23 protein-coding genes are annotated in these 21,789 nt (G+C 63.6%); 5 read left to right on the top strand and 18 right to left on the bottom strand.

Features of this window, described 5'->3' with window-relative positions; translation table 11 throughout:
• Window positions 1-31: 31 nt before the first annotated feature.
• From VNN77_20065 to VNN77_20040, 6 genes are all read right to left on the bottom strand, one after another.
• Window positions 32-334: a hypothetical protein gene (locus tag VNN77_20065; protein HXG53705.1), complete on the bottom strand. Its 303-nt coding sequence runs from the start codon at window positions 332-334 to the stop codon at window positions 32-34.
• A gap of 85 nt (window positions 335-419) precedes the next feature.
• A complete protein-coding gene (locus VNN77_20060; protein HXG53704.1) occupies window positions 420-3,533 on the bottom strand; it encodes an FG-GAP-like repeat-containing protein in 3,114 nt (1,037 codons plus the stop codon).
• A complete protein-coding gene (locus tag VNN77_20055) occupies window positions 3,530-3,859 on the bottom strand; it encodes a hypothetical protein (GenBank protein ID HXG53703.1) in 330 nt (109 codons plus the stop codon). The genes VNN77_20060 and VNN77_20055 overlap by 4 nt, the downstream gene beginning before the upstream one ends.
• Window positions 3,860-4,024: 165 nt before the next feature.
• Window positions 4,025-4,681: a DUF6680 family protein gene (locus tag VNN77_20050; protein ID HXG53702.1), complete on the bottom strand. Its 657-nt coding sequence runs from the start codon at window positions 4,679-4,681 to the stop codon at window positions 4,025-4,027.
• A gap of 136 nt (window positions 4,682-4,817) precedes the next feature.
• The gene (locus VNN77_20045; protein ID HXG53701.1) at window positions 4,818-5,990 is read right to left on the bottom strand and encodes a hypothetical protein; all 1,173 of its coding nucleotides are present in this window, start codon (window positions 5,988-5,990) and stop codon (window positions 4,818-4,820) included.
• The gene (locus tag VNN77_20040) at window positions 5,978-6,607 is read right to left on the bottom strand and encodes a hypothetical protein (GenBank protein ID HXG53700.1); all 630 of its coding nucleotides are present in this window, start codon (window positions 6,605-6,607) and stop codon (window positions 5,978-5,980) included. Before VNN77_20040 ends, VNN77_20045 begins: the two co-directional genes overlap by 13 nt.
• Before the next feature lie 303 nt (window positions 6,608-6,910).
• On the opposite strand from VNN77_20040, the gene VNN77_20035 reads away from it, so the two are divergent.
• Window positions 6,911-7,351, top strand: a complete 441-nt coding sequence (locus VNN77_20035; protein ID HXG53699.1) for a transposase — start codon at window positions 6,911-6,913, stop codon at window positions 7,349-7,351.
• Window positions 7,352-7,574: 223 nt separating this feature from the next.
• Here VNN77_20035 and grxC read toward each other — a convergent pair whose 3' ends face one another.
• Window positions 7,575-7,838, bottom strand: coding sequence for a glutaredoxin 3 (gene grxC, locus VNN77_20030; protein HXG53698.1), 264 nt, complete (start codon window positions 7,836-7,838; stop codon window positions 7,575-7,577).
• A gap of 55 nt (window positions 7,839-7,893) precedes the next feature.
• Between grxC and coaE the strand changes: the two genes are divergently transcribed.
• Window positions 7,894-8,490, top strand: a complete 597-nt coding sequence (gene coaE / locus VNN77_20025) for a dephospho-CoA kinase (GenBank protein HXG53697.1) — start codon at window positions 7,894-7,896, stop codon at window positions 8,488-8,490.
• Here coaE and efp read toward each other — a convergent pair.
• From efp to pncA, 8 genes are all read right to left on the bottom strand, one after another.
• Window positions 8,483-9,043 (bottom strand): elongation factor P, encoded by a 561-nt coding sequence (efp, locus tag VNN77_20020; protein ID HXG53696.1) that lies wholly within the window; start codon window positions 9,041-9,043, stop codon window positions 8,483-8,485. The genes coaE and efp overlap by 8 nt on opposite strands.
• Window positions 9,044-9,112: 69 nt before the next feature.
• Window positions 9,113-10,372 (bottom strand): Glu/Leu/Phe/Val dehydrogenase, encoded by a 1,260-nt coding sequence (locus VNN77_20015; GenBank protein HXG53695.1) that lies wholly within the window; start codon window positions 10,370-10,372, stop codon window positions 9,113-9,115.
• 35 nt (window positions 10,373-10,407) lie between these two features.
• Entirely contained in the window at window positions 10,408-10,752 is a 345-nt protein-coding gene (locus VNN77_20010) for a histidine triad nucleotide-binding protein (protein HXG53694.1), read from the bottom strand.
• Window positions 10,753-10,766: 14 nt separating this feature from the next.
• Entirely contained in the window at window positions 10,767-11,147 is a 381-nt protein-coding gene (locus VNN77_20005; protein ID HXG53693.1) for a Rieske 2Fe-2S domain-containing protein, read from the bottom strand.
• 9 nt (window positions 11,148-11,156) lie between these two features.
• The gene (locus VNN77_20000; protein HXG53692.1) at window positions 11,157-11,636 is read right to left on the bottom strand and encodes a Rieske 2Fe-2S domain-containing protein; all 480 of its coding nucleotides are present in this window, start codon (window positions 11,634-11,636) and stop codon (window positions 11,157-11,159) included.
• 21 nt (window positions 11,637-11,657) lie between these two features.
• Window positions 11,658-11,981, bottom strand: a complete 324-nt coding sequence (locus VNN77_19995) for a hypothetical protein (protein ID HXG53691.1) — start codon at window positions 11,979-11,981, stop codon at window positions 11,658-11,660.
• A 71-nt stretch (window positions 11,982-12,052) separates the two neighbouring features.
• Window positions 12,053-12,865 (bottom strand): 3'(2'),5'-bisphosphate nucleotidase CysQ, encoded by an 813-nt coding sequence (locus VNN77_19990; GenBank protein ID HXG53690.1) that lies wholly within the window; start codon window positions 12,863-12,865, stop codon window positions 12,053-12,055.
• A gap of 36 nt (window positions 12,866-12,901) precedes the next feature.
• Complete coding sequence (gene pncA / locus VNN77_19985) at window positions 12,902-13,483, bottom strand: bifunctional nicotinamidase/pyrazinamidase (protein HXG53689.1); 582 nt, start codon at window positions 13,481-13,483, stop codon at window positions 12,902-12,904.
• 66 nt (window positions 13,484-13,549) lie between these two features.
• Here pncA and VNN77_19980 point away from each other — a divergent pair, with 66 nt between their 5' ends.
• A complete protein-coding gene (locus VNN77_19980; protein ID HXG53688.1) occupies window positions 13,550-14,275 on the top strand; it encodes an HAD-IA family hydrolase in 726 nt (241 codons plus the stop codon).
• Between the two features lie 19 nt (window positions 14,276-14,294).
• The gene (locus VNN77_19975; protein ID HXG53687.1) at window positions 14,295-15,302 is read left to right on the top strand and encodes a hypothetical protein; all 1,008 of its coding nucleotides are present in this window, start codon (window positions 14,295-14,297) and stop codon (window positions 15,300-15,302) included.
• A 93-nt stretch (window positions 15,303-15,395) separates the two neighbouring features.
• Here VNN77_19975 and VNN77_19970 read toward each other — a convergent pair whose 3' ends face one another.
• Window positions 15,396-17,615 (bottom strand): xanthine dehydrogenase family protein molybdopterin-binding subunit, encoded by a 2,220-nt coding sequence (locus VNN77_19970; protein HXG53686.1) that lies wholly within the window; start codon window positions 17,613-17,615, stop codon window positions 15,396-15,398.
• A 431-nt stretch (window positions 17,616-18,046) separates the two neighbouring features.
• On the opposite strand from VNN77_19970, the gene VNN77_19965 reads away from it, so the two are divergent.
• Window positions 18,047-18,637 carry a CarD family transcriptional regulator gene (locus VNN77_19965; protein ID HXG53685.1) on the top strand — a complete coding sequence of 197 codons (591 nt, stop codon included), beginning with the start codon at window positions 18,047-18,049 and terminating at the stop codon, window positions 18,635-18,637.
• 451 nt (window positions 18,638-19,088) lie between these two features.
• Here VNN77_19965 and VNN77_19960 read toward each other — a convergent pair whose 3' ends face one another.
• Both VNN77_19960 and VNN77_19955 read right to left on the bottom strand, forming a co-directional pair.
• Entirely contained in the window at window positions 19,089-20,576 is a 1,488-nt protein-coding gene (locus VNN77_19960; protein ID HXG53684.1) for a UbiD family decarboxylase, read from the bottom strand.
• 44 nt (window positions 20,577-20,620) lie between these two features.
• The gene (locus tag VNN77_19955; GenBank protein ID HXG53683.1) at window positions 20,621-21,769 is read right to left on the bottom strand and encodes an ABC transporter ATP-binding protein; all 1,149 of its coding nucleotides are present in this window, start codon (window positions 21,767-21,769) and stop codon (window positions 20,621-20,623) included.
• Between the last annotated feature and the right edge of the window lie 20 nt (window positions 21,770-21,789).

The raw sequence follows: 21,789 nt of genomic DNA, 5'->3' as shown, positions 1-21,789 counted from the left end.
CTCACGCGCCCATTCTTGTGGTCGACGAGAGTCAGGTCTCCTCGCGCGTCTCCGGATAGCTGCTCTTTCCCGTCTCCTTCGAATCCGAGAACGCGCGTTTCCACTCCTCGAGGTACTGCCGATACGATTGCAGCAATGTGCCCGCGTCCGGACCGAGCAGCGCGAGGAGAACCGTCACTCCCAACTTCGACCAGATCGACGCCTCCCAGAACCCGTATGTCCACACAAGGGCGGCGCACCAGGCAACGCTGTAGACGCCGAGGCACAACCGGGCGGCGATGTACGCCCGGTAGCTGAGCGGCTGCCTTCGCCGCGCACGACGTACGACGAACATCGTCTTTTGCTTAAAGCGAAACCTCGCCCTGCGACGGCGGGAACAATCTCGGCCGGATACAATCCACGCTGCTTGCCCTGCGGAGCTAACGGTGCAGCAGAACCGAAACGCTGTTGGACCCGCTGTTTCCCGTGACGAGATCCGGCTGCCCGTCGCCGTTCAGGTCGGTCAAGACCATCGACCGAGGCCTGCTGCCCGCAATGAACCGCTGCTGTGGCTGGAAACCGCCGGAACCGTTACCCACCAGCACGGACACGTCGTTAGTCGATCTGTTGGCGGTTACGATGTCCGCCACACCATCACCGTTCACGTCCACCGCGGCCACGGAGTTGGAACCGAACCCCGCCGCAAACTGCTGTTGCGTCTGGAAAGTGCCATCGCCATTGCCTGACAGAACCGAAACCGAGGAAGAGTTGAGGGCGGCGATCAGATCCAACGCGCCGTCGCCGTTCAAATCCGCCGCCGCAACGGAATTCGGCCCGAAAGAGGCGGTGGGATAGATCTGCTGATCCTGGAACGTACCGTCGCCACGGCCCAGCAACACCGACAAGCTGCTGGCGTTGCTGTTGGCGGTAACTATATCGGGTGCCCCGTCGCCGTTCAGGTCCGATACCACCACGGCCGCCGGCCCGCTACCGGCGGCAAAGCGCTGTTGTGGCTGAAAGGTGCCGCTACCGCTGCCGAGCAGGACGGAGACGTCGTTCGACGAGCCGTTCCCCGCCACTATGTCGGGCATACCGTCGCCGTTCAGGTCCGATACCGACAAGGCCCTCGGACCCGTGCCGGCCGCGAGGCGCTGCTCGGGCTGAAACGTTCCGTCGCCGTTTCCGAGCAGAACGGAAATGTCGTTGCTAGAGTTGTTCGCCGCCAGCAAATCCACGAATCCGTCCCGATTCAAATCCGCGGCGGCCACGGCCCAGGGATTCGAGCCGACCGCGACCCTGAGCTGCGCCTGAAGCGTACCGTCTCCATTGCCGAGCAACACCGACAGGTCGTTCGAGCTAAAGTTGCCGGTGACGACGTCCATGTGACCGTCCCCGTTCAGATCGGCGGCGGTCATCGACAGAGGCAAGCTCCCCACCGCGAAGCTCGGCGGGATCGGCTGTGGCTGCAGAGTGCCGTCGCCGTTTCCGAGAAGCACCACTGCCTCGTCGGCGGACGGAATCGCCATGGCCAGATCGACGAAGCCGTCGCCGTTCAGGTCGGCGCTGGTAACCGAATTCGGGGAGTTGCCGATAGAAAACCGTTGCTCGGCCTGGAACGTACCGCCGCCGTTCCCCAGCAATATTGAGACCCCCGCGGGACGTTGATCCGCCACCGCGAGGTCCGCCACGCCGTCGCTGTTCAGATCGGACACCGCAATCGATATGGGAGAGCCTCCGGCTGCGAATCGCTGTTCCGCTCGATACGTTCCGTCGCCGTTGCCGAGCAGCACCGACGTGTCGGCGGAGAAATTGTTCGCGGTCACAAGGTCCGGCACGCCGTCCCGGTTGAAATCGGCGACGGCAACGGCCGCCGGCAGTACTCCCACGGCAAACCGTTGCTCGCCGCGAAAGGTTCCGTCGCCGTTGCCGAGAAACACCGACACATCGTTCGTAGAGCCGTTCGCCGCCACGACGTCCGGCGCCCCGTTACCGTCGAGATCGGCCGCGGCCACGGAAACGGGAGATCCTCCGGCGGCAAACCGCTGCTGGGTTTGAAAAGTCCCGTTGCCGTTGCCGAGCAGGACGGAAATATCGTTGGAGCCTTCGTTCCCGGTTACTAAATCGAGAATGCCGTCGCGGTTCAGGTCCGCAATTGCGAGCGAAGAGGGAAGCGTTCCAGCCGGAAACCGCTGCTCCGCCTCAAATGTCCCGCTGCCGTCACCCAGCAACACTGACACGTCGTTCGAGCTCCGGTTGACGGTAACCACATCCGGAGACCCGTCTCCGTTCACATCGCCGACAGCAACCGAAAATGGGCGGCTTCCGGCAGCGAAGCGCTGCTCGGTCTGAAAGGCGCCGCCGCCTTTGCCGAGGAAAACCGAAACGTCGTTGGATGAGGCATTTGCCGCCACGAGATCCCGGATCCCGTCCCGGTTCAAATCCGCAACTGCAACAAAAACGGGACCGTCGCCCGTCGAAATTTTGGGTCCAGGATAAAGGTCCGTCACCGCGGCAGACAGAATAATGACGATGTCGCCGACGCTCGTGACACCGCCTCTCACCGGAGCGAATGTGGCGGACACCCCGCGCAGAGTCGTTCCTCCCTGCCGCACCTCGGCTACCGCCGAAATCGGACCCCGATACGTGGGCACGGCCGCAATCGCAAAGGACCCATCGGTCTGGCTGAGGGACGTAAACACGTCGAACGCCGACACGTGGGCGCCGGCGATCGGTTGCCCAAGGCTGTCGATCACTCGCCCGACCACCGTCGTGCCGGGGTCGGGCAGCACCGTGATCGTTCTCGTCGCGGTGGCGGTCTGACCGAAGTTGTCCACGGCCATCGCTTCCAAGGTCGCGGCCGTGACGCCGGTCGGAACTCTGATCTCCATCTGGTAGGGAGGCGCCGCGAGCGCAGGTTGAGCCAGGCCGTTTACGGAGAACACGACCCGGGTTACTTCGATGTTGTCGGTCGCCTCCGCTACCAGTGTCAGCGGGTCCCCCTCCACCACACTCGTCCCCTCCGGCGGTGCAACGATTTGCACCACCGGACCCGCATCGACAACGTTCAGCGACACCCTGAGCGGCTCGGGGTCGCAATCGATGAGAATACTTATCGGGTCGAGCGCCGCCGGGCTTCCGACGCTGATGGCAAACACGATCTGATCCAGCTCCATGCGAACGTCGGATACTGTCACCCCCGGCGCATCGACCGATACCCGGGAGCACAGCAAATTGAAGCCCGTGAGGGTCACCATCGCCGTCGATCCCCAGGTTACCGAGGCGCTCGACACGCCGGTTACGGTCGCGGTGAACGGAACCCCCGTCTCCCGCGTGATCGCCAACAGATTCCCTACCGCGTCGTAGTGGTATGTGGCCGCCTCGCCGGTCTCCGTGATGACTCGAACCAGCCGTCCAAGGTGGTCGTATACGTAGCCGACCCTGGGCCCCTGCGCTCCGATGTCCCCCACTCCTAACACCGAAAACCAAGCATCAGCAAAGGGTAGGACGCCGACTTCATCGATGACGCGTTCAAATTTCCCGAACTCAGGCATCATCCTGTAGCCAGGGTTACCGAAGTACGATCCGTGGTCAGAATGAGTAGAGCGACGGCCAGAGCGCCGGTATTGAAGCCAATCTGGAACTTCACGAGATCCTTCTCAACGTTGGGGCGGAACTCAATTTCGGCGAATACGCCCTTGCCTGAGTAGTCGCGCCCGAACGCAAGCTCGGCGTTCTCATTCAATTTCTGAGAATAGCGTGTGTTTGCTAACCGCAACCCGTGCTGCGCCAGGACCGCAGACAGGTGCCCCTCAAGCGTAAGGCGTAGATCACGCTGGAAGCCGACTCCGTCCCGAGGGGTGTAGGATGACAGAATGAACAAAGGGCCGCCTCCATCCGGGGCACGGACAGGCCAAAGGTCCGAAGGGTGTCCTCCACAGCTTCCTCGTTTGGCCAGCAACGGTGTTTCACTTCAGCGACTACGTACGGCACGAAGTGTTCCTTGCGGCATAACGCCAAAGCTCAGTGGCGCGCCGCTAAGGCGCGTCTACTGGAGCGCCTTGTTGGGGCCCGCTTTCGGCACGACTTCAACTGAAAGACGCCCGCGACCTTCAAGTGCGGCAGCGAGCTTTGCTTGAACGTCTAATTGCGACTTGAGAGCTTCCTCGTGAATAGGAAAGCCCGTTACTTCCATCTTCAGCGGCCGCCCACCAGAAAGGAGGTCAATCGCGAACTTTCGGAGTTGCTGCTGCTCAAGTTCCAGCTCACCGTGAGCGATAGGGGAATAGGCGCCCTTCATTAGCTGAACCCTATCAAAGCGGAAGCCCACATCTACGGCCAGAGCAAATAGTAGATTTACAAAGAGTTCATCGCCTTTTGCCGCCCAAAGTGACAGAGTCTCTTTCTCATACTTGGTATTGAGGTGATCAAGATACTCGTGCCATGCATCGAGCACGGTGCTTTCTGTTTTCCTGCGGCGATGGATGCCAAGGATCCGTCTGCCATAGAAGACTAGATCAATCATGTTCAACGCCTGAACATGATCTGTCGATAGCCGGGCCGCACGTGTTGCCATAAGGGTGTGAAATACCCATGCCTTTCTGTTATGGCGCTCGCGGGCGCGTTCGACAGCCTTTTGCGCTTGAACAGCTAGAATGGGGCCTAACAGAGTGGCGACGACGATCGCAACACTAAAAATGTCCACATTCAACCCCCTTGCGCCCGACGTTATGGTTAACGGCGGGCTGCGCCCAGCGCGTGGCTTGGCAGTGTGCTGGCAGCCCGTCCGTTCGCCTAAAGTTAGCCTGCACCTTCGTTACCCTCCGCCGTCATTGGCGGCGCTACATTTCGAGAAACCGCACTCGCATGTACGAGCGTACGCTCTCGTATACGGTTTCAAGATCGTCATTCCATTTTATGTAGTGCGGGTGATCCTTCAGCTTGATCTTTACGCCCCAGGACCGAATAGCCTTAGGGTGGTGCCGTTTGCCAAATCTTGAGCCTCGGTAGTTCAGGGCAACGAATTTGTGCCAACGTGTGCATAGATCTCGACAACCGACCAGCGAAGGGACGAGCGAACCCAGTCCAAGCGACGACTGTGCAGAGGTTCGCCGTGCGGGAAAAGTATCAAGGTAGTTGTCTCCATCTAAATCTCCCGGTTCATACAAATAACGTCGCTTGGGTACGTCGGCGTTCCACTGTCTAACTAAGCGCACAAAATACAATCGGTGTTCTTCCCACTGCGGGTCTTCTGCAAGTTCCTGATAGAAATCTATTAGGTATATCGCCAGATGAGCCAGAACGAGGATGTGTCTCCACTCGTCTGACGTTCTACTGATCCCGTCAGCGACTCGCGCCCGGGCTGGATCAACATCGAAGAAAGAAAGCGCGCATGCGAAGAGAACGGGATCATACTTCCGGGTCTTGAGATTCGCGACGAAGGTCCCAATACTCAATTCGGCCGCACGCAAGTGAGGATTACATGCAAGGTAGCTCTCGGCCAGCTCCTCCTGAAGTTCAGTACTCAAAAAATTCTTGCCGTAGAGGTTTCCGCGTAGCCCGACCGCGATCTTGTTTTGAATGAAGTACTCAACCCGATCGAGAAGTCGAAAGGACGGGACGTCTGCAGTCTGCCGACCGAAATACGCCGCTAATGTCAAGAAGTTCACTAGTCTGTACGCCGTTGACTCATGGCGATTCATAGTGGCCGCGCTTAGAGTTGGAATTCTTTGAGCCAAAATTTCTGGGCTATAGCTGCGAATAGCATCGATTAGCTCTTTTTTTTCTTGAATCAGGAGCTCAGAAATGCGGGAGATAAGCTCCGTCGTCGCAGAAAGAAGCGGTTTAAGATTGCGTTTGACGAGTTCCCTGCGCTGCTTCCTTACCTTGTAGTTTTCAACCAGCGCGTGGCTGACCACGTTCACTGCAATAAGCGCGATCCCGGCCAACACAATGACCGTCACTAACTCCCACCGGTTCTTGATCGCCGTTAGTACTTGCACTAGATCGAGCATTGGCACTCGTCCTGGTAACCGTCCCTCACCATCATGATTGGCAGGCTAACGACTGGCATGACTGGCCGGCGGCGCGCGAAGCGCGACGGGAGCCCAACGTGGAGATTGTTGGCCGAAATATAAGGGAAGTCGATTAGGTACTTCGCGGTAAGGAGTATGACTACATCGACTACCCTGGCAGATAGCTTGTGCTTAAAAAACAGTTCGTCGAATCGGCCCGCGGCGATGATGATGTCACGCGAAAGCGAGATGTCATGAACCTTAATAGAACGTCGCGCCGGCTTGAGCGTACGCAGGCTGACGTGGAGAAACTCCCTCAGTTTGTCACGCGCATTCTTGTAGTCGACCGGCCGCGCAAAGTAGCCGTCGACGTAGTACTTCTTGGCGAGAACGTTAAAGGCTTCGGCGATCCATAGGTCTGGCACATACACAAGGGCGTGTCCAAGCCTGAGTTGATGGTCAATCTCCCTCCACCATGCTTGCGACCACTCGACCCGGATCCCGTTTAGGTCTGTAACCTTCGCCGCAGGGATGAAGCGATTCGCCAAAAACTTGGCATCGACCAGATAGCAGTTCTTGTTGTTCGGCATACGTTGAATTTTTCGTGTTCTGGCCATATCCGCTGCCTGCTAACTAATTATGTAAGCTGGTTATGTAAGCTGGCCAGGTTATCCCGGCCAGCCGTTTTTGAACCAACGCTGATATTATAACCTTCTCCGATAGTTAGCAAGAAATTGTTATGCACCCGTACCCCGATAAATAGCCGCGGATCAAGAGGCAGGCCGATGGGGTGCCGGCGTTGATGAACGCGAGCCTGGATGCGATGTATGCCGAAGGCGGCGGCCTTCGGCAGCCCCCGAGAGGCTACTTAAGGCATCGGTGTTGATGGCTCTTTATTCGGTGCGCTCGGACCGGCTGTTTTGCGAGGGCTGGAGTACAACCTGTTGTTTCGCTGGTTTTTGGACATGGAAGTGGAGGAGGCGGCGTTCGATCATTCGACGTTTTCCAAGAACCGGCAGCGGCTGATTGGGCACGACATTGCCACGGAGTTCTTTTCGGGCGTCATTGAGAAGCCCGCCAGCAGCGGCTGCTGTTTGATGAGTACTTCACCGTGGATGGGACGCTCGTTGAATGGTGGGCTTCTTTTTACAGTTTTAGGCTCAACGGCGGGGAGCCGCCCAAGGGAAGTGGGGGACGGCACCGGGATGGTGGATTTTCGGGGCGAGGAAAAAAGCAACCAGACGCACGAGTCGAGCACCGATCCGCTTGCCGCTTACTTGGTCGGCTCGGCTTACAACCTGCTGCGCATGGCATTTGCGCCCGGCCACAGGATAACTGCATGCGCAAATCCAAACGTCTGATCGAATCAACCCTCAATGGGGATAAACAAGTCGCAACTATAGCCACTTCTACCAACGATAAAATGGACAATCCCCTACATCGCCGCCTCAATGATCGTTTTTCAACGGCCTAGTTAGAGCCACCCGAAGGATTGAGGCCCCCGGCCGGGTTTCCTCGCCTTCAGCCCGGGGTCCGAGGTCCGAGCCTCGAACTAACCGGAAACCGGCAAGCCGGAACCGGTTTTTACTTCCCCAGCAAACGGTCGAGCTCGCCCTCGGCGTCGAGGCGGCGCGCGTCGTCGTAGCCGCCGATCGGGAGATCGTCAATGAAGATCTGCGGCACGGTGCGACGGCCCGAGAGGCGCTCCATCTCGGCGCGCCGCTCGGGGTCGGCGGTCACGTCGATCTCCTCGAACTCGACCTGCTTCGAGCGCAGGAGCGCCTTGGCGGCGGCACAGTACGGGCAATAGGTCGTCGTATAGATTACCACTCGCGGCTTCGTTTTCACCGGAGCGCGGCCCTCCGTGTTGCAAGGTTCCGGCTTATTTGCCATGACTGGTCCCGTGAAACGCGTCGGCCTCACCGGCGGCATCGCCTCGGGGAAAAGCACGGTCGCGGCCATCCTCCGCCGCCTCGGCGCCGAGGTCGTCGACGCCGACGCGATCGCCCGCGAGGTCGTGCGGCCGGGGGAGCCCGCCTGGCGGGAGATCGTGGACGCCTTCGGACGCGAGGTCCTCGAGCCGGACGGCACCCTCGACCGCAAGAAGCTGCGCGAGATCGTCTTCAGCGACCCGGCCGCGCGAAAACGGCTCGAAGCGATCACGCACCCGCGGATCCGGGAACTCGCTCAGCGGCGGATCGAAGAGCTCGAGCGCGCGGGCGCGCGCCTGGTCGTCTACGAGGCGCCGCTCTTCTTCGAGACCAACGCGCACCACTGGCTCCGGCCGGTGATCCTCGTGGCCTGCGATGAGTCGACGCAGAGGGAAAGGCTGCGGGCCAGGGACCGCCTGAGCGAAGAAGAGATCGACCGCCATCTGGAGGCGCAAATGAGCCTGGAAGAAAAGCGGCGGCTCGCCGATTACGTGATCGAGAACACCGGGAGCCTCGCCGACCTGGAACGGAAGGTCGAAGCCCTTCTGCGGGAGATCGAGTCTACTTGACGCGTTCGAGGTAGGTGCCCTCCGATGGATCGACCCGGACCCTGTCGCCGACCTGGATGAACGGCGGGACCTGGATCGTGACTCCGGTCTCGAGCTTCGCGGGCTTGTAGGACGCGGTGGCCGTCGCCCCTTTGAGCGACGGCTCGGTGTCGATCACCTCGAGGTCGACGGTCGAGGGAGGGCTCACGCCCACCGGCTTTCCCTCGTGCAACTCCACCTCCACCACCTGGTTGGGCAGCAGAAAGGCCAGAAGGTCGCCGATGTCGTCGGCGGTCAGCGTGATCTGCTCGTAGTTCTCGGTGTCCATGAAAGTGTGGAGATCGCCGTCCCCGTACAGATACTGCATCTGGCGGGTCTCGAGCGTCGCCTGCTCGACGCGGTCCTCGGAGCGGAACTTGTACTCCGTGCCGACGCCCGTCCGGAGATTTTTCAGCTTGGTCTGCATGAAGCCGCGCTTGTTGCCCGGGGTGAGATGGCGCACGGCGGTGACCCGGTACAGGTCTCCCTCGTGAACGATGATCATCCCCGTCCGCAGCTGCGTAGCCTGAATCATTGGCCAACCTTCCTGACAAAAAACTTCAATTTTTGTTAGCAGTTTCCCCGAGGCGGTTCAACGCGGCCCTCAAGCGTAGAGGCCCCGCCACAGCATCGCGCGCGCCACGCGCTCGATCCCGATCATGAGCGCCGCCAGGCGCATGTCGACCTTGTGTCTGACGCTGGCGTCGAGCACCGCGTGGAACGAGCGCACCAGGATGTCGCGGAGCTTGCGGTGGACCTCCTCCTCGGTCCAGAAGAAGTTCTGCAGGTCCTGCACCCATTCGAAGTAGGAGACCACCACGCCGCCCGCGTTCGCGAGAATGTCCGGGATGACGAAAATCCCCTTGTCGTTCAGCACGGCGTCGGCCTCTACGGTCGTCGGACCGTTCGCTCCTTCCGCCAGGATGCGGCACTTGATCCGATCGGCGTTGGCGCCGGTGATCTGCATCTCGATGGCGGCCGGCACGAGAATGTCGCACTGGAGCTCGAGCAGCTCGGCGTTCGTGATCTTGTCGCCGTGTTTGCACCCCTCCAGGCTGTGGTCGCGCTCGGCGACCTTCAACAGCTCCGCCACCGGAAGGCCCCTGGCGTCGTACAACCCTCCGGTCCTATCCGAAACGCCGATCACCTTCACGCCGATGTTCGCCAGCTCCTTGACCACCACGGAGCCGACGTTGCCGAAGCCCTGGACCACGGCCGTGCACTTGCCGAGATCGATCCCGAGGTGCTTGGCCGCCTCCATGATGGTGTAAACCACGCCCCGGCCGGTCGCCTCCTTGCGCCCGAGCGTTCCGCCGATCGCGACCGGCTTGCCGGTGACGATCTCCGGGACCGCGTGTCCCTTGTGCTGGCTGTAGGTGTCCATGACCCACGCCATCACCTGTTCGTTCGTTCCCATGTCGGGCGCCGGGATGTCGACTTCCGGCCCGATGAAATTGAGGATCTCGGCGGTGTAGCGCCGGGTCATCGACTGCAGCTCCTGGCGCGAAAGCGTCGCCGGGTCGCAGGCGATCCCGCCCTTCGCGCCGCCCAGCGGCAGGCCGACCAGCGAGCACTTCCAGGTCATCCACATCGCCAGAGCCGACACCTCCCCCAGGTTCACTCCGGGATTGTAGCGGATGCCCCCCTTGAAGGGGCCGAGCACGTCGTTGTGCTGCACCCGGTAGCCGGTGAAGACCCGGACCCGCCCGTCGTCCATTCGGGTCGGAACGCTCACGATCAGCGAGCGGTCGGGCCGACGCAGGCGATTGGCCACGTTGGGATCGAGGTTCAGCCTCCCGGCGGCGATGTCGAACTGCTGCACGGCCATGTCGTAGGTCTCGCTGTGCCACTCTTCGGTCGCCATAAAGCCTCCCGTTGTTCGCCCGAGCGACGAGCGCTCTACCCCGGCGGCCAGCCGAGCGCGCGCCCGCCGAGCAGGTGGAAGTGAACGTGAAAAACCGTCTGCCCCGCGTGCGGCCCACAGTTGACCACGAGCCGGAAACCCGTATCCGCGACGCCGTATTTCCGGGCCAGCTCCGCCGCGGCCCGGAAGATCTCGCCGGCCACCGCGCCGTCCGCGGGCTCGAAATCGAGCAGGGTCTCGACGTGTTTCCGCGGAACGATCAGCAGGTGGACCGGCGCCCTCGGGTGGATGTCCTTGAAGGCCACCACCGAATCGCCCCGATAGACGATCTCGCCCCTCACCTTCCCCTCCACGATCCCGCAAAAGAGACACTCGCTCATCGTTCCTCCCGCGTTCACGCCCCCCGGTCGTCTCCGTCGTCCGGGCAGCGGGCGAAGATCTTGCCGCCTTCGATCTCGAGCGGCACCCGCCGGAGCGCCTTTCCCGCGCACGGTCCCCAGACGCATTCGCCGGTCGTCGGCTCGTAGAGAGCGCCGTGATTGGCGCAGAGCAGATAGCGCGTATCGGCGGTGAAGAACCGATTGTCGACCCAGTCCAGGGAGAGCGCGACGTGGCGGCAGCGGTTCACGTAGGCGCGGAGCTCGCCCCGGTAGTTGACGAGCATCGCCTCGACGGTGCTTTCGGCGCAGCGAAGGACGAACTTCCTGCTCCCGCCGTGCGCCAGATCTCCGACCTTGCCGATCAGCTTGCGCCCGGCCTTCCCTTCAGAACCCATGCGCCTTCCTCAGTCCTTCAAGAACGAAAGATCTCCCTCCGGACATCCGACCAGCACTTCGCCGCGGTCGACCGTCACCGGCAGGCGGTACAGCGACTGGCCCTGGCACGGCCCCGAGACGCAAAAACCGGTCGCGGGCTCGTAAAGCGCGCCGTGCGTGTAGCACATCAGATGGCGCCCGTCGGCGCTGAAGAACTCGTCGCGTACGAAATCCAGAGGCGTCGGCATGTGCCGGCAGCGGTTGACGTAGGCGTGGAACTCGCCGCCGTCGTTCACCACGAACCCGTCCACCCGGTACTTCTCGCAGATCAGCCAGAATTTCTTCACCGTGCCCGGCGCAACCTCCTCCACCCTGGCAACCACCCGGCGCCCGAGCCTGCTCTCGAGGCGCATCCGCCGCCGGTCCCGGACGAACTTGATCCGGTGAAGAACCAGCCCGAGAGCGTAGAGCAGCAGAAAGCCGAGCGAGAGATATATCGTGATTTCCATTCGCGGCGCGAACGACCCCGCTCACTCGCTCTCCTTGGCCGCCGACTTCCGGATCCGTTTGACCTCCTGCGCCGTTTGACGGCCGGGGATGCCCATGACTTTCATCAGCTCCGTCGTCATTTCGGCGGTCACCTGATCCTGGACGCTGCCGCGGCCGTCAGGGTCGGCCTTGAGGAAGGTGATGATCTTTTCCCTGGGCACGCCGGTCGCCTCCAGCCCGTCGAGAAATTCACCGTAGCCCACCCTTCCTCGCAGCTGCTCGACGCGGGCCAGAAGCCTCTTGCAGTCCGGACAGGTCCGGGACCACCAGCGCGCCCGGTCTCCGCAGTACACGCAACGTCGCATGAGTCGCATCTCAGCGCGACCACCGGCCGCGACCGGCCCCGCGTCCGACCGCCGGTCCCCGCGCCCCGCCGCTAGCGGACCGGGACGCGGGTCTCGGCCATGGCCTTCTGCCAAAAAACCTGGAGAGCGCGCGCGAGCCGCTCGTTGGCGGCGATGACGCCTCTGTGCCGCGGGTTCCGGCGGTTGAACGTCAGCTCCTGTCCTGCGCCGTCGAGCACCTTGCCGCCTGCCTCCTCGACGATGAGCACCCCGGCGCAGACGTCCCATTCCGAAATCAAGCGGAAGGTCAGCGTGCCGTCTCCGTCGCCGCCGGCTACCTTGGCCAGCCGGAAGGCGATGCTTCCGATCGGCTCGATCGAGCAACGGTCCACGAAGACCTGAAACTTCCGCTGGGGCTCCGACCGGCTCACCAGCAGCAAGGCCCCCTCGACTTCGGACCGCGTCGTCACGTGAATGGAGCGGCCGTTCAGAAACGCCCCCTGTCCGGCGCCGGCGCAGTAGAGCTTCTGCTCGGCCGGGTTGAAAACCACCGCGACCTTGGGAAAGCCTCCGACAACGAAGCCGATCGAGATCGCGAACTGAGGGACGCCTTCGATGAACTCCTTGGTTCCGTCGATGGGATCGATGACCCAGACGCGCCGGGCGGCGAGCCTTTGCGCGCTGTCCTTGTCCTCTTCCGAAAGCCAGCCGTCCTCGGGAAAACGCCCGCGGATGATTTCCCGGATCCTCTGATTCGCCCGTAAATCGGCGGTGGTCACGGGGTTGTTCCTGCCCTTTTCCCGGACATCGAACTTCCCCCTGAACATCGCCATGACGATGGCGCCCGCTTCCCTGGCGGCCTTCTCCGCGGTTTCGAGCTCCGCGCGGTATTCAAAGTCGTTCACCGTTTCTCCAAGCCGGCCGCGGCGCTGGACCGCGCCTTACAGAGACTCCCGGAGCTCCGCGCCGGCCCGCGCCATCTCGGCGAGCGCCTCTTCCGAATCCCCCGGCTTCAGGTTCACTCCCGCGACGGCGTTCTTGAGCACCACGACCTTGAATCCCCGGCGCAGCGCGTCGAGCGCGGTGTGCCGCACGCAATAATCCGTCGCCAGCCCCACGATGAAGATGCGCTCCACCCCGAGCCGCCGCAGCAGCTCCGGCAACGGTGTCCCTTCCGCATCGCAAGCCTCGAACCCCGAATAGCTGTCCTCGGAGGGGTCCATGCCCTTGGAGACCACGATCGCGCCTTCGAGCCGGAGCTCCGGGTGGAACTCCGCGCCGCGGGTTCCCTGGACGCAGTGCGGCGGCCACGCTCCTCCGTACTCGGCGAAATGCCTGGTCTTTTCGGGGTGCCAGTCCCGAGTTGCAATGACGGGAAGCCCACGCGCGGCGAATTTCTTGATGTAGTCGTTGACGATCGGAATGATCTTGTCCCCGCCCGCCACTCCGAGAGCCCCGCCGGGACAAAAGTCGTTCTGGAGATCGACGACCACCAGCGCGTCTTTTTCCGCTGCGTCCGGCATCGAATTTCATTATAAAGGGTGCTACGGTCATTGCAACGTAGTTTTTCCCGGGAACGACGCGCAAGTATGGAGTTTCGGGCGGTATTCTTCGACGCGGCGGGAACGCTGATTCGGCCTGCGCGGCCGGTCGGCGAGATTTACGCCGCCGCGGCGCGGCGGTACGGCGTGGAGGCGCCGGCGCGGGAGATCGACCGGCGATTCCGCGTCTGCTTCGAGGAGGCTCCGCCGCTCGCCTTCCCCGGCGCTGCGCCCTCCGAGCGAAGCGGGCGTGCCCGCTCCTGGTGGCGCACGCTGGTGGCGCGCGTCTTCGAGCCGTGGGCTCCGTTCGACGCTTTCGACCGCTGCTTTACCGAGCTGTTCGATTACTACGGCTCCGCGGAAGCCTGGACGCTCTATCCCGAAGTCCCGGAAACGCTGGCGGCTCTCAGGGGCCGCGGCCTCACGCTCGCGGTGATCTCGAACTTCGATTCCCGCCTCCACGGCGTCCTGCGCGGCCTGGGAGTCGCTCCCTACCTCGAGAACGTCTATGTCTCGGCCGAGGTCGGATACGCCAAGCCGGCCCCGGAGATCTTCGCGGCCGCGCTGGAAGCGCACGGGCTCGAGCCCCGCAGCGCCGTGCACGTGGGCGACAGCGAGGAAAACGATCTCGCCGGTGCCGTACAGGCTGGACTAGCCGGCGTGCTCGTCGACCGGCGCACGGACGGCTCCGCCGCGCCTGTCGCAGGCGGAACCCGCATCCACAGCCTTCGCGAGCTCCTGCCGTTGCTGGACCGCGGCGCAAATTCGGGCTGACGACCGCCGCGGAGAGCCGATGGCGAGGATCAAAATCACGCTCGGTATTCCAGACCACCCGCGCACCCGGGCGCTGATCGACGGGACGGTGGAGATCGAAGGCTACGAGCCGGCGATCACTTGCGAGTTCGCCAACGCGGGCGAGCGCCACTACCGGTTTGCCCGCGGAGAATTCGACGTCGGCGAGTTTTCCGCCGCGACCTATCTGCGCACGCGGGAAAAGGGATTTCCGTTCATCGCGCTGCCGATCTTTTTCGAGCGCGGGCCGCGGCAGCGCAACATCTTCTGCCGCGAGGGGCGGCTGCGCCATCCCTCGGACCTCAAAGGGAAGAAGATCGGCTGCTTCCGCTACGGCGCGACGGCCGTCGTCTGGGCGCGCGGCTTTCTCCTCGACGAGTACGGCCTTCGGACCTCCGACATGCGGTGGTTCGTTTCGGGCCGCGAGGTCTACATCGACGGGAAGCTGCCGGTCCCGGTCGAGCGCCTCGACCCGCCGCCCCCCTTCGGCCGCGAAATCCCTCACCTCTCCCGGCTGCTCAGCGAGGGCGAGCTGCACGCCGCGCTGGTGGCCGGCGATTCCGGCTTCTACGGGCTTTTCGGCGGCGGCAGGCTGCCGCGGGTCATGGGAGCCTTCCCGGGAGTGAAACCCCTGTTCGATGACACCGACGAGATCGTCCGCTACGTCAGGCAAAAGCGCATCTACCCGGTGATCCACCTCGTCGCGATGAAGGAAGACGTCGCGGCCCGCTACCCGGACCTCGCCGCCAGGCTGATCGAGGCGTTTCGCGAGGCGAAGAGGCTTTCGGTCAACTATCTCAGCGCGGCGGAGATAGAAGGCTACGAGAAGGAAAGGGCCGTGCTCGGGGAAGATCCCTACGCCTACGTCCTGGGCGAGACGGAAAAACGGACCATGGAGGCTCTCGCCCGCTATCAGGTCGAGCAGGGGCTGCTGCGGGAAGCCCCGCCGCTGGAAAGCCTGTTCGTCCGCGAGGCGTTCCAACGAGCGCCGGCTGGCGGCGGGCGGTGAGCCGCCGGCGGGTTGTCGTTCGCGCCGGTCGTCGCTTCCCTCTTTGGACCGCCGCGAGGCGGACGGCTTCAACGGAGCGAAGCGACTGAACGGTTATTTTTTATCCGTTCCCCGCAGCGCCCGCCAAACTCGCTCGGGCGTGAGCGGGAGGTCCCGGATGCGAACGCCGGTGGCGCGGTCGAGCGCGTTGCTCACCGCGGGCGCGATCGACAGCAACCCTCCCTCCCCCATCCCGCGAACTCCGAACGGCCCCGGGCCGTCCTCGTTTTCCACCAGCACCGTGTGAAATTCCTCGGGCACGTCGGAAAAACGCGGCACGCGGTAGTCGACGAGGTTCGAGTTCACCAGCTGCCCGCTCGAGTCGTACACCAGCTGCTCGAACAGGGTGTGGCCGATTCCCATCATCGCCGCCCCCTCTTCCTGCCCGATGCAGCCCTCGGGGTGGATCGCCTTGCCGACGTCGGCCACCGACACCAGGCGCTTGATCTCGATCAGCCCGGTTTCCACGTCGAGCTCCAGCTCCACCATTCCCATGCCCACTTCCCAGAACACGGGGAGCTTCCCGTCGGTGATGCTCGGCGAGGTGTAGCCGCGCCCGATCAGCTCGCCTCCTGATCCTCTGCCGAAACGGCGTTCGAGCGCTTCCTTGAACGTGAGGCGGGCCTCGCCGGAGATCAACGCTCCGTCGGCGACCGTGACGCGGTTGCGCGGGCAGCGGAACGTCTCGCTGGCGATGTCGATCAGCTGCTTCTTGAGGTCGCGCGCCGCCGCCTGCACCGCCGTTCCCATGCAGGTCGTCGAGCGGCTCGAGCCCGTCGAGCTGTCGTAGGGGGTGACCCTGGTGTCGGCACCGGAAATCCGAATCCGATCCGGGGACAGCGTCAGCTCCTCCGCCGCGATCTGCGACAGGACCGTCCGCACCCCCTGCCCCATCTCCGTGCTGCCGGCGACGATCTCGACCGTTCCGTCGGCCTGTGCGCGCGCGAGCGCCACCGAAACCGGTGTGGCCCCCGCGTTGGTCACGGCGCAGGCCATGCCGATCGGAGCGTTCTTTTTTCGCGCCGACTTCTTCCACTGGCTCGCGCCGAGAAGCTTTCTCAACCCTGAGGCGAGGTTCGCATCGATTCCCTTGAGGCCGGGCCGCAGCTCCTCTCCGCGCCGCAGCAGGTTTTTGCGCCGGAGCTCCGCCGGATCGATGCCGAGGCGCGCGGCCGCGATGTCCATCTGGGATTCTCCGGCGAAGATCACCTGGGGAGCGCCGATCGCGCGAAACGATCCCGCGGAGCCCGAGTTGGTATAGATCGCATAGGCGTCGGTGCGGATGTTGGGAATGCGGTAGGGGCCGAGCACCCGGGTCGCCGCCCGGACGGTCACCTGCGGGCCATTGTCGTCGTAAGCGCCGGTGTCGAGATAGATCTCCGCTTCCCGCGCCACGATCGTGCCGTCCCTCTTGAAGCCGGTCTTGATCCTGACCTTGGCGGCGTGGCGGCGAACGGTCACCATCGAGTCCGCGACCGAATTGCACACCCGGACCGGCGCGCCGGCCTTGCGGGCCAGCGCCACCACCAGCGGCTCGAACTTGGTGTAGGACTTGCTCCCGTAGCCGCCGCCGAGATAGCTGATCACCATGCGCACCCGCTCGACCGGAATCCGGAAGACCTGGGCGATGTCCTTGCGGACCTGAAACGGGTGCTGCGCCGAGGACCACACGGTGACGCCCTCCTCGGTCCAGCTGGCGACCACCGCGTGAGGCTCCATCGCGTAATGGTAGACCATGGGAAACGTGAAGTGATCCTCGAAGACCTCGTCGGCCTGCGCGAAACCTTCCTTGACGCTTCCCCGCTCCACGCTCTCGTGCGCGCAGATGTTGTCCACTTTGCCTTCGTGAATCAGCGGAGCTCCCGGAGCGCGGGCGGCGTCGATCCCGATGGCCGCGGGAAGCTCCTCGTACTCGACGGCGATCAGGCCGGCGGCCTCCTCCGCGGTCTCCGCGTCCGCCGCGGCGACCGCCGCCACGGGTTCGCCGACGTAGCGAACCTTGCCCGTCGCGATCACCGGCCGGCCGTTGTAGACGGCATCGAGGCCCTCGAGGTCGGCGGCGGTGAGGACCGCCGCCACCCCGGGCAGAGCCTCGGCCTGCGTGGTGTCGATCGAGCGGATCCGCGCGTGCGGGTAGGGGCTCCGCAGGATTTTCCCGTGAAGCATGCCCGGCACGACGAGATCGCCGAGAAACTTCGCCCTGCCGGTTACCTTGTCGACGCCGTCCACCCTGGGAACGCTGCGCCCGACGTACTGGAACGACCGCTTGCGCATGACCACTCCGCTCGCAAAAAGTTTTCTTCCGAAGCTAACAGAGCCGCCACCACCGCGCAAGGAAGGCGCGCTCGCCGGGCGCCTGACTGCGCCGCCCCTCCGGCGCCGACCAACCGACGGTCAATCCGGAACAAACCGGCGTCGCGCCGCCGGCCGGAGAGATCGTTGGCCGCAACCCGGCCCCTGTATCTTTCGGCCGTGGCCGATGATATGCTTCGACTGTCGGTGGCCGGTCGCGCAGCGAGGTCGTCCCCGCTTTCCGGCCGAGTCTCCGGGCGTTTCTTCGGCGAATCCCGCAAGGCCCCGCACGGGTCGTTTCGGCGTGCCGTGTCCGCTTCACGGCGGCGGCGGACGAACGCACGCAGGGCCGGAACAAACGGCCTGATCAGCTGGATTCGCGTCCCGGCGTCCAGCGGAAGTCCCGGTGGTCCATGGCGTTCACGGTCGGCGAGAAAGTCGTTTATCCAGGACGCGGGCCCTGTCTCGTAGAAGGGATCGTTCAAAAAGTGGTTTGCGGAAGGTCCGCGAGCTTTTATCGGCTGGCCCTGCTGGATGACACCAAGGCCGATTTGTTCGTGCCGGTCGACGGCTTCAGCCATTTACAGACGCGCTCGCTGTTGGACCGCTCCGAGATTCCCATGTTGCTGAACCGCCTCAAGACGCACGCCGCAGTGCCCGGAGGGCTCGAAACGCCGAAGAGCTGGCGCCAGCGAGCGGCCGAAACTTCGAAACTTTTCAAGTCGGGATCCATATTCGACCTGGCTGATATGGTGGGGTCGCTGACTCAATCGCAGAGCAACAAGCCCCTCGCCCCGCACGAGCGCGCGACGTTGCAACGGGCCAGGGAGCTGCTCGTTTGCGAGATCGCAGAAGTGCTGAACGAAAGCAAAGTGGCCGCGGAAGAGCGGATCGACCGGGCGCTCAACGGCCCGGGCGAGAGCGAGCCCGACAGGAAGCTGAACGCGGTGTCGTTATCGGTTGGATCCCCGCACCGCCCGGCGCGCCGCAAGCGCCGGCGTTAGCCGGCCGGGGAGTTTTCGACCAGGGGGGCTTTCGCATGGGAAATCAAACTTATAGCAAGCGCCAGAAAGAGCTGGCGCGCAAGCGGAAACAACAGGACAAGCTCGCACGGCGGCTTCAGCGAAAGGCGGACAAAGCCAAAAGCCGGATGTCGGAAACGGGAAACGCGAGCCAGCCGCCTGACCCTGGCGTGCCCCCGGAGACGTAGCCTTCGGCCTTCTACGAGCGGCAGCCGGGCAGCAACGGACGGCGCGGAAAAAGGAGCCCGGTGCCGCCGAGCCGACCGCCGGATCTGCTCCGAGACAATCCGTCAACGAGAAATTTCAGCAACCCTGAGCTCGTGGCCTCCGGGTCATCGCTGCATTGGGAAGGGGTTCTACAAGCGGCGCCACGCACAAAAAAGGGCAGCCGCGTCAGGCGCGGCTGCCCTTGCCGTCGGCTCGACGAATTCTCTCAGCCCTCGATGACCTTCTTCCACTTCGCCCGAACTTTTTCCTTCAGCTCGGGCGAGGACTCGGCGACCGGCGGGAAGTCCTTGATCCATTCGAACGGCCGGCAGGCGTCGATCACCGCCCGGGAATTGAAGCCCTTCTTGCCCGGCTGGATCCTGGGATCGAGCGGCCCGCTCCAGCAGCGGCGCAGGATTTCGATCGACTCGACCGGGTCCGAGCGGCTGGCGAGCGCCCAGATGACGTCGAAGGTGTTGGTGGGATCGATGTCGTCGTCGACCACGATCACGTAGCGCCCGAGGTAGGCGCCGGCGTGCACCTGAGAGGCGGCCAGCATCGCCTGGCGAGCGTGGCCGGGATAGCGCTGCTTGATCGAGATCACGTTGAACAACCGGCCGCCGCCGGCCTCGTGGCACCACACGCCCTTGACGTCGGGAACGCCGGCCTTCTCCACCTGGTCCCAGATCAGCGCCGACTTTACCATGCATTTGGCGAGCGAGTAGTCGGAGGGCGGCCGCCCCGGCCGGGCGCAGGTGAGGATCGGGTCGTTGCGGTAGTAGATGTTCTGCACCCGCACCACGGGCTCGGGCCGGCTCGAGCTGGCGTAATAACCGGTCCATTCGCCGAACGGGCCTTCGGTTCGGCGATCGTTGGGGTCCATGAAGCCTTCGATCACGATCTCCGCGTGCGCCGGGAACGGCAGCCCCGTCGCCCTGCCTTCGATGACCTCGATCGGCTCTCCCTTCAAGCCGCCGGCGTAGTCGAACTCCGATACGCCGTAGTCGATCTCGTTACCCGAAACCATGAACAGCACCGGATCCTGGCCGACCGAGATGATCACCGGGCACGGCTGGCCGCGTTCGAAGTACTTGGCACGCTGGATGCTGCCGTGCTTGCCGGGCGAGATGTAGCAGCTCATGGTCTTTTCGTCCTGCACCATCCCGCGATAGGCGCCGAAGTTCACCCAGCCCTCGTCCGGGTCGCGCGTGATCACGAGGCACGCGGTCCCGATGAAGCGCCCGCCGTCCAGCTCGTGGATGAACGGCACGGGGAACTTCAGCAGGTTGACGTCGTCGCCCGACATGACGTTTTCGAGGACCGGGCCCTTGGTCACTTTTTTCGCCGGAATCGGCTGGTGATTCGCCAGCTTCTGGCGCAACGCCCGCACGAGGTCCAGGCTCGTGAGGTCCAGGGGCAGCCCCAGGTTCAGCGCCATCCGCTTGAAGGAAGCGTTTTGCGCGAACAGCGTCCGGTATCCTTTTGGATAGTCCTTGATGTTGTCGAACAGGACCGCAGGCACCGGCCCCTTGCTCTCGCGCGCGATCAGCTCCGAGAGCGTCCCCATCTCCAGGTTCCAGTCGACCCCGTCGATCTTCTTCAGCTCGCCGAAGCTGTCGACGATCTCCAGCCAGTCGCGCAGGTCCTTGTACTTGGGCGTCTTTCCGGCCTTGATCTCCTCCTCGGCGAGCTTCCTCGCTTCCAGTGCGGTCATCAGTTTCGATCTCCTTTCAGCCCGGCACGTCGGCTGCCGGTATTCTAGTTCCCCAACATCGACTCATCAACCCCTTCGGTGTCGTCGGCCGGCAGACCGTTGCAGCTCTTTGGATCGAGGTGGAGGTAGACCTTGTCTCCCGGGCTTACGGCATTGAAGGGATGCGTGTGAACCGCGAGGATGTCGTCACCCACCGCCACCTTGCACTGATAGGCGTCCCCCATGAAAACCGCTTCCTTGACGGTGCCCTCGAGGACGTTCTCCAGATTTTGCGGCTTTTCCTTGTAGAGAGGAATGTTCTCCGGTCGGATCGAAATGACCGCGGCCTGGTCGCGCTTGAGGGTGGTCGTGGGAACAAAGCTCAGGAGCCCCTTTTTGGTCTCCATCTTCCCCGGCGTCGAGTCGCCGTCGACCTCGACGACCTTCCCCTCGATCAGATTGGTGAGACCGAGGAAGGTCGCGGTGAACTTCCTCTTCGGGCGCGTATAGAGCTGATAGGGCGAGCCCACCTCGATCAGCTTGCCGCCGTGCATGACCGCGATCTGGTCCGAGATCGCCAGCGCTTCCGACTGGTCGTGCGTGACGAAGATCGTCGTGATGTTGGTGCGCCGCTGCAGCGCCTTGATCTCCGACCGCATCTGCACCCGCAGCTTGGCGTCGAGGTTGCTGAGGGGCTCGTCGAGCAGCATCACCTTCGGCTCGTTCACCAGGGCGCGGGCGAAGGCGACCCGCTGCTGCTGGCCGCCGGAGAGCTTGGGCGCCGGGCGGTCCTCCAGGCCGTCGAGGCCGACGATCCTGAGCACCTCGCTGACCCGCCGCTTGATCTCGTCCTTCGGCCGGCGCTGGATGGTGAGGGGGTACGCGACGTTCTCCGCGACGGTCATGTGCGGCCAGATCGCGTACGACTGAAAGACCATGCCGATCGGCCGCTTGTTGGTCGGGACGTAAACCCGCTCGCCGGCGGCGAAGACGGTCTGGCCGCCGATGCTGATCCGGCCGCCGTCGGGCCGCTCCAGCCCGGCCACGCACCTGAGCGTCGTGGTCTTGCCGCAACCGCTCGGGCCCAGGAACGTGTACAGCGAGCCCTCCGGCACGTGCAGCGTCACCCCTTTCAGCACGTGCACCCGCTCCTTGTCCTCGCCGAAGTACTTCTCGAGCGCCTCGATTTGCACCATGTCCTGCTTGTCAGCCATTGCGCCTCCCGCACCGACCC

The organism is Candidatus Zixiibacteriota bacterium, from assembly GCA_035574315.1.
Lineage (GTDB): Bacteria > Desulfobacterota > Binatia > UBA9968 > UBA9968 > DATLYW01.
The sequence above is the reverse complement of the archived record's forward strand: the minus strand, read 5'-3'. Positions and strand labels throughout refer to the sequence as shown.

What these genes read in the sequence shown, in the direction of transcription:
- VNN77_20065 (HXG53705.1), bottom strand. Translation starts at nt 334, where the DNA reads ATGTTCGTCGTACGTCGTGCGCGGCGAAGGCAGCCGCTCAGCTACCGG.
- VNN77_20060 (HXG53704.1), bottom strand. Translation starts at nt 3,533, where the DNA reads ATGATGCCTGAGTTCGGGAAATTTGAACGCGTCATCGATGAAGTCGGC.
- VNN77_20045 (HXG53701.1), bottom strand. Translation starts at nt 5,990, where the DNA reads ATGCTCGATCTAGTGCAAGTACTAACGGCGATCAAGAACCGGTGGGAG.
- VNN77_20040 (HXG53700.1), bottom strand. Translation starts at nt 6,607, where the DNA reads ATGGCCAGAACACGAAAAATTCAACGTATGCCGAACAACAAGAACTGC.
- efp (HXG53696.1), bottom strand. Translation starts at nt 9,043, where the DNA reads ATGATTCAGGCTACGCAGCTGCGGACGGGGATGATCATCGTTCACGAG.
- VNN77_20015 (HXG53695.1), bottom strand. Translation starts at nt 10,372, where the DNA reads ATGGCGACCGAAGAGTGGCACAGCGAGACCTACGACATGGCCGTGCAG.
- VNN77_20010 (HXG53694.1), bottom strand. Translation starts at nt 10,752, where the DNA reads ATGAGCGAGTGTCTCTTTTGCGGGATCGTGGAGGGGAAGGTGAGGGGC.
- VNN77_20005 (HXG53693.1), bottom strand. Translation starts at nt 11,147, where the DNA reads ATGGGTTCTGAAGGGAAGGCCGGGCGCAAGCTGATCGGCAAGGTCGGA.
- VNN77_20000 (HXG53692.1), bottom strand. Translation starts at nt 11,636, where the DNA reads ATGGAAATCACGATATATCTCTCGCTCGGCTTTCTGCTGCTCTACGCT.
- VNN77_19995 (HXG53691.1), bottom strand. Translation starts at nt 11,981, where the DNA reads ATGCGACGTTGCGTGTACTGCGGAGACCGGGCGCGCTGGTGGTCCCGG.
- pncA (HXG53689.1), bottom strand. Translation starts at nt 13,483, where the DNA reads ATGCCGGACGCAGCGGAAAAAGACGCGCTGGTGGTCGTCGATCTCCAG.
- VNN77_19980 (HXG53688.1), top strand. Translation starts at nt 13,550, where the DNA reads ATGGAGTTTCGGGCGGTATTCTTCGACGCGGCGGGAACGCTGATTCGG.
- VNN77_19975 (HXG53687.1), top strand. Translation starts at nt 14,295, where the DNA reads ATGGCGAGGATCAAAATCACGCTCGGTATTCCAGACCACCCGCGCACC.
- VNN77_19970 (HXG53686.1), bottom strand. Translation starts at nt 17,615, where the DNA reads ATGCGCAAGCGGTCGTTCCAGTACGTCGGGCGCAGCGTTCCCAGGGTG.
- VNN77_19965 (HXG53685.1), top strand. Translation starts at nt 18,047, where the DNA reads ATGGCGTTCACGGTCGGCGAGAAAGTCGTTTATCCAGGACGCGGGCCC.
- VNN77_19960 (HXG53684.1), bottom strand. Translation starts at nt 20,576, where the DNA reads ATGACCGCACTGGAAGCGAGGAAGCTCGCCGAGGAGGAGATCAAGGCC.
- VNN77_19955 (HXG53683.1), bottom strand. Translation starts at nt 21,769, where the DNA reads ATGGCTGACAAGCAGGACATGGTGCAAATCGAGGCGCTCGAGAAGTAC.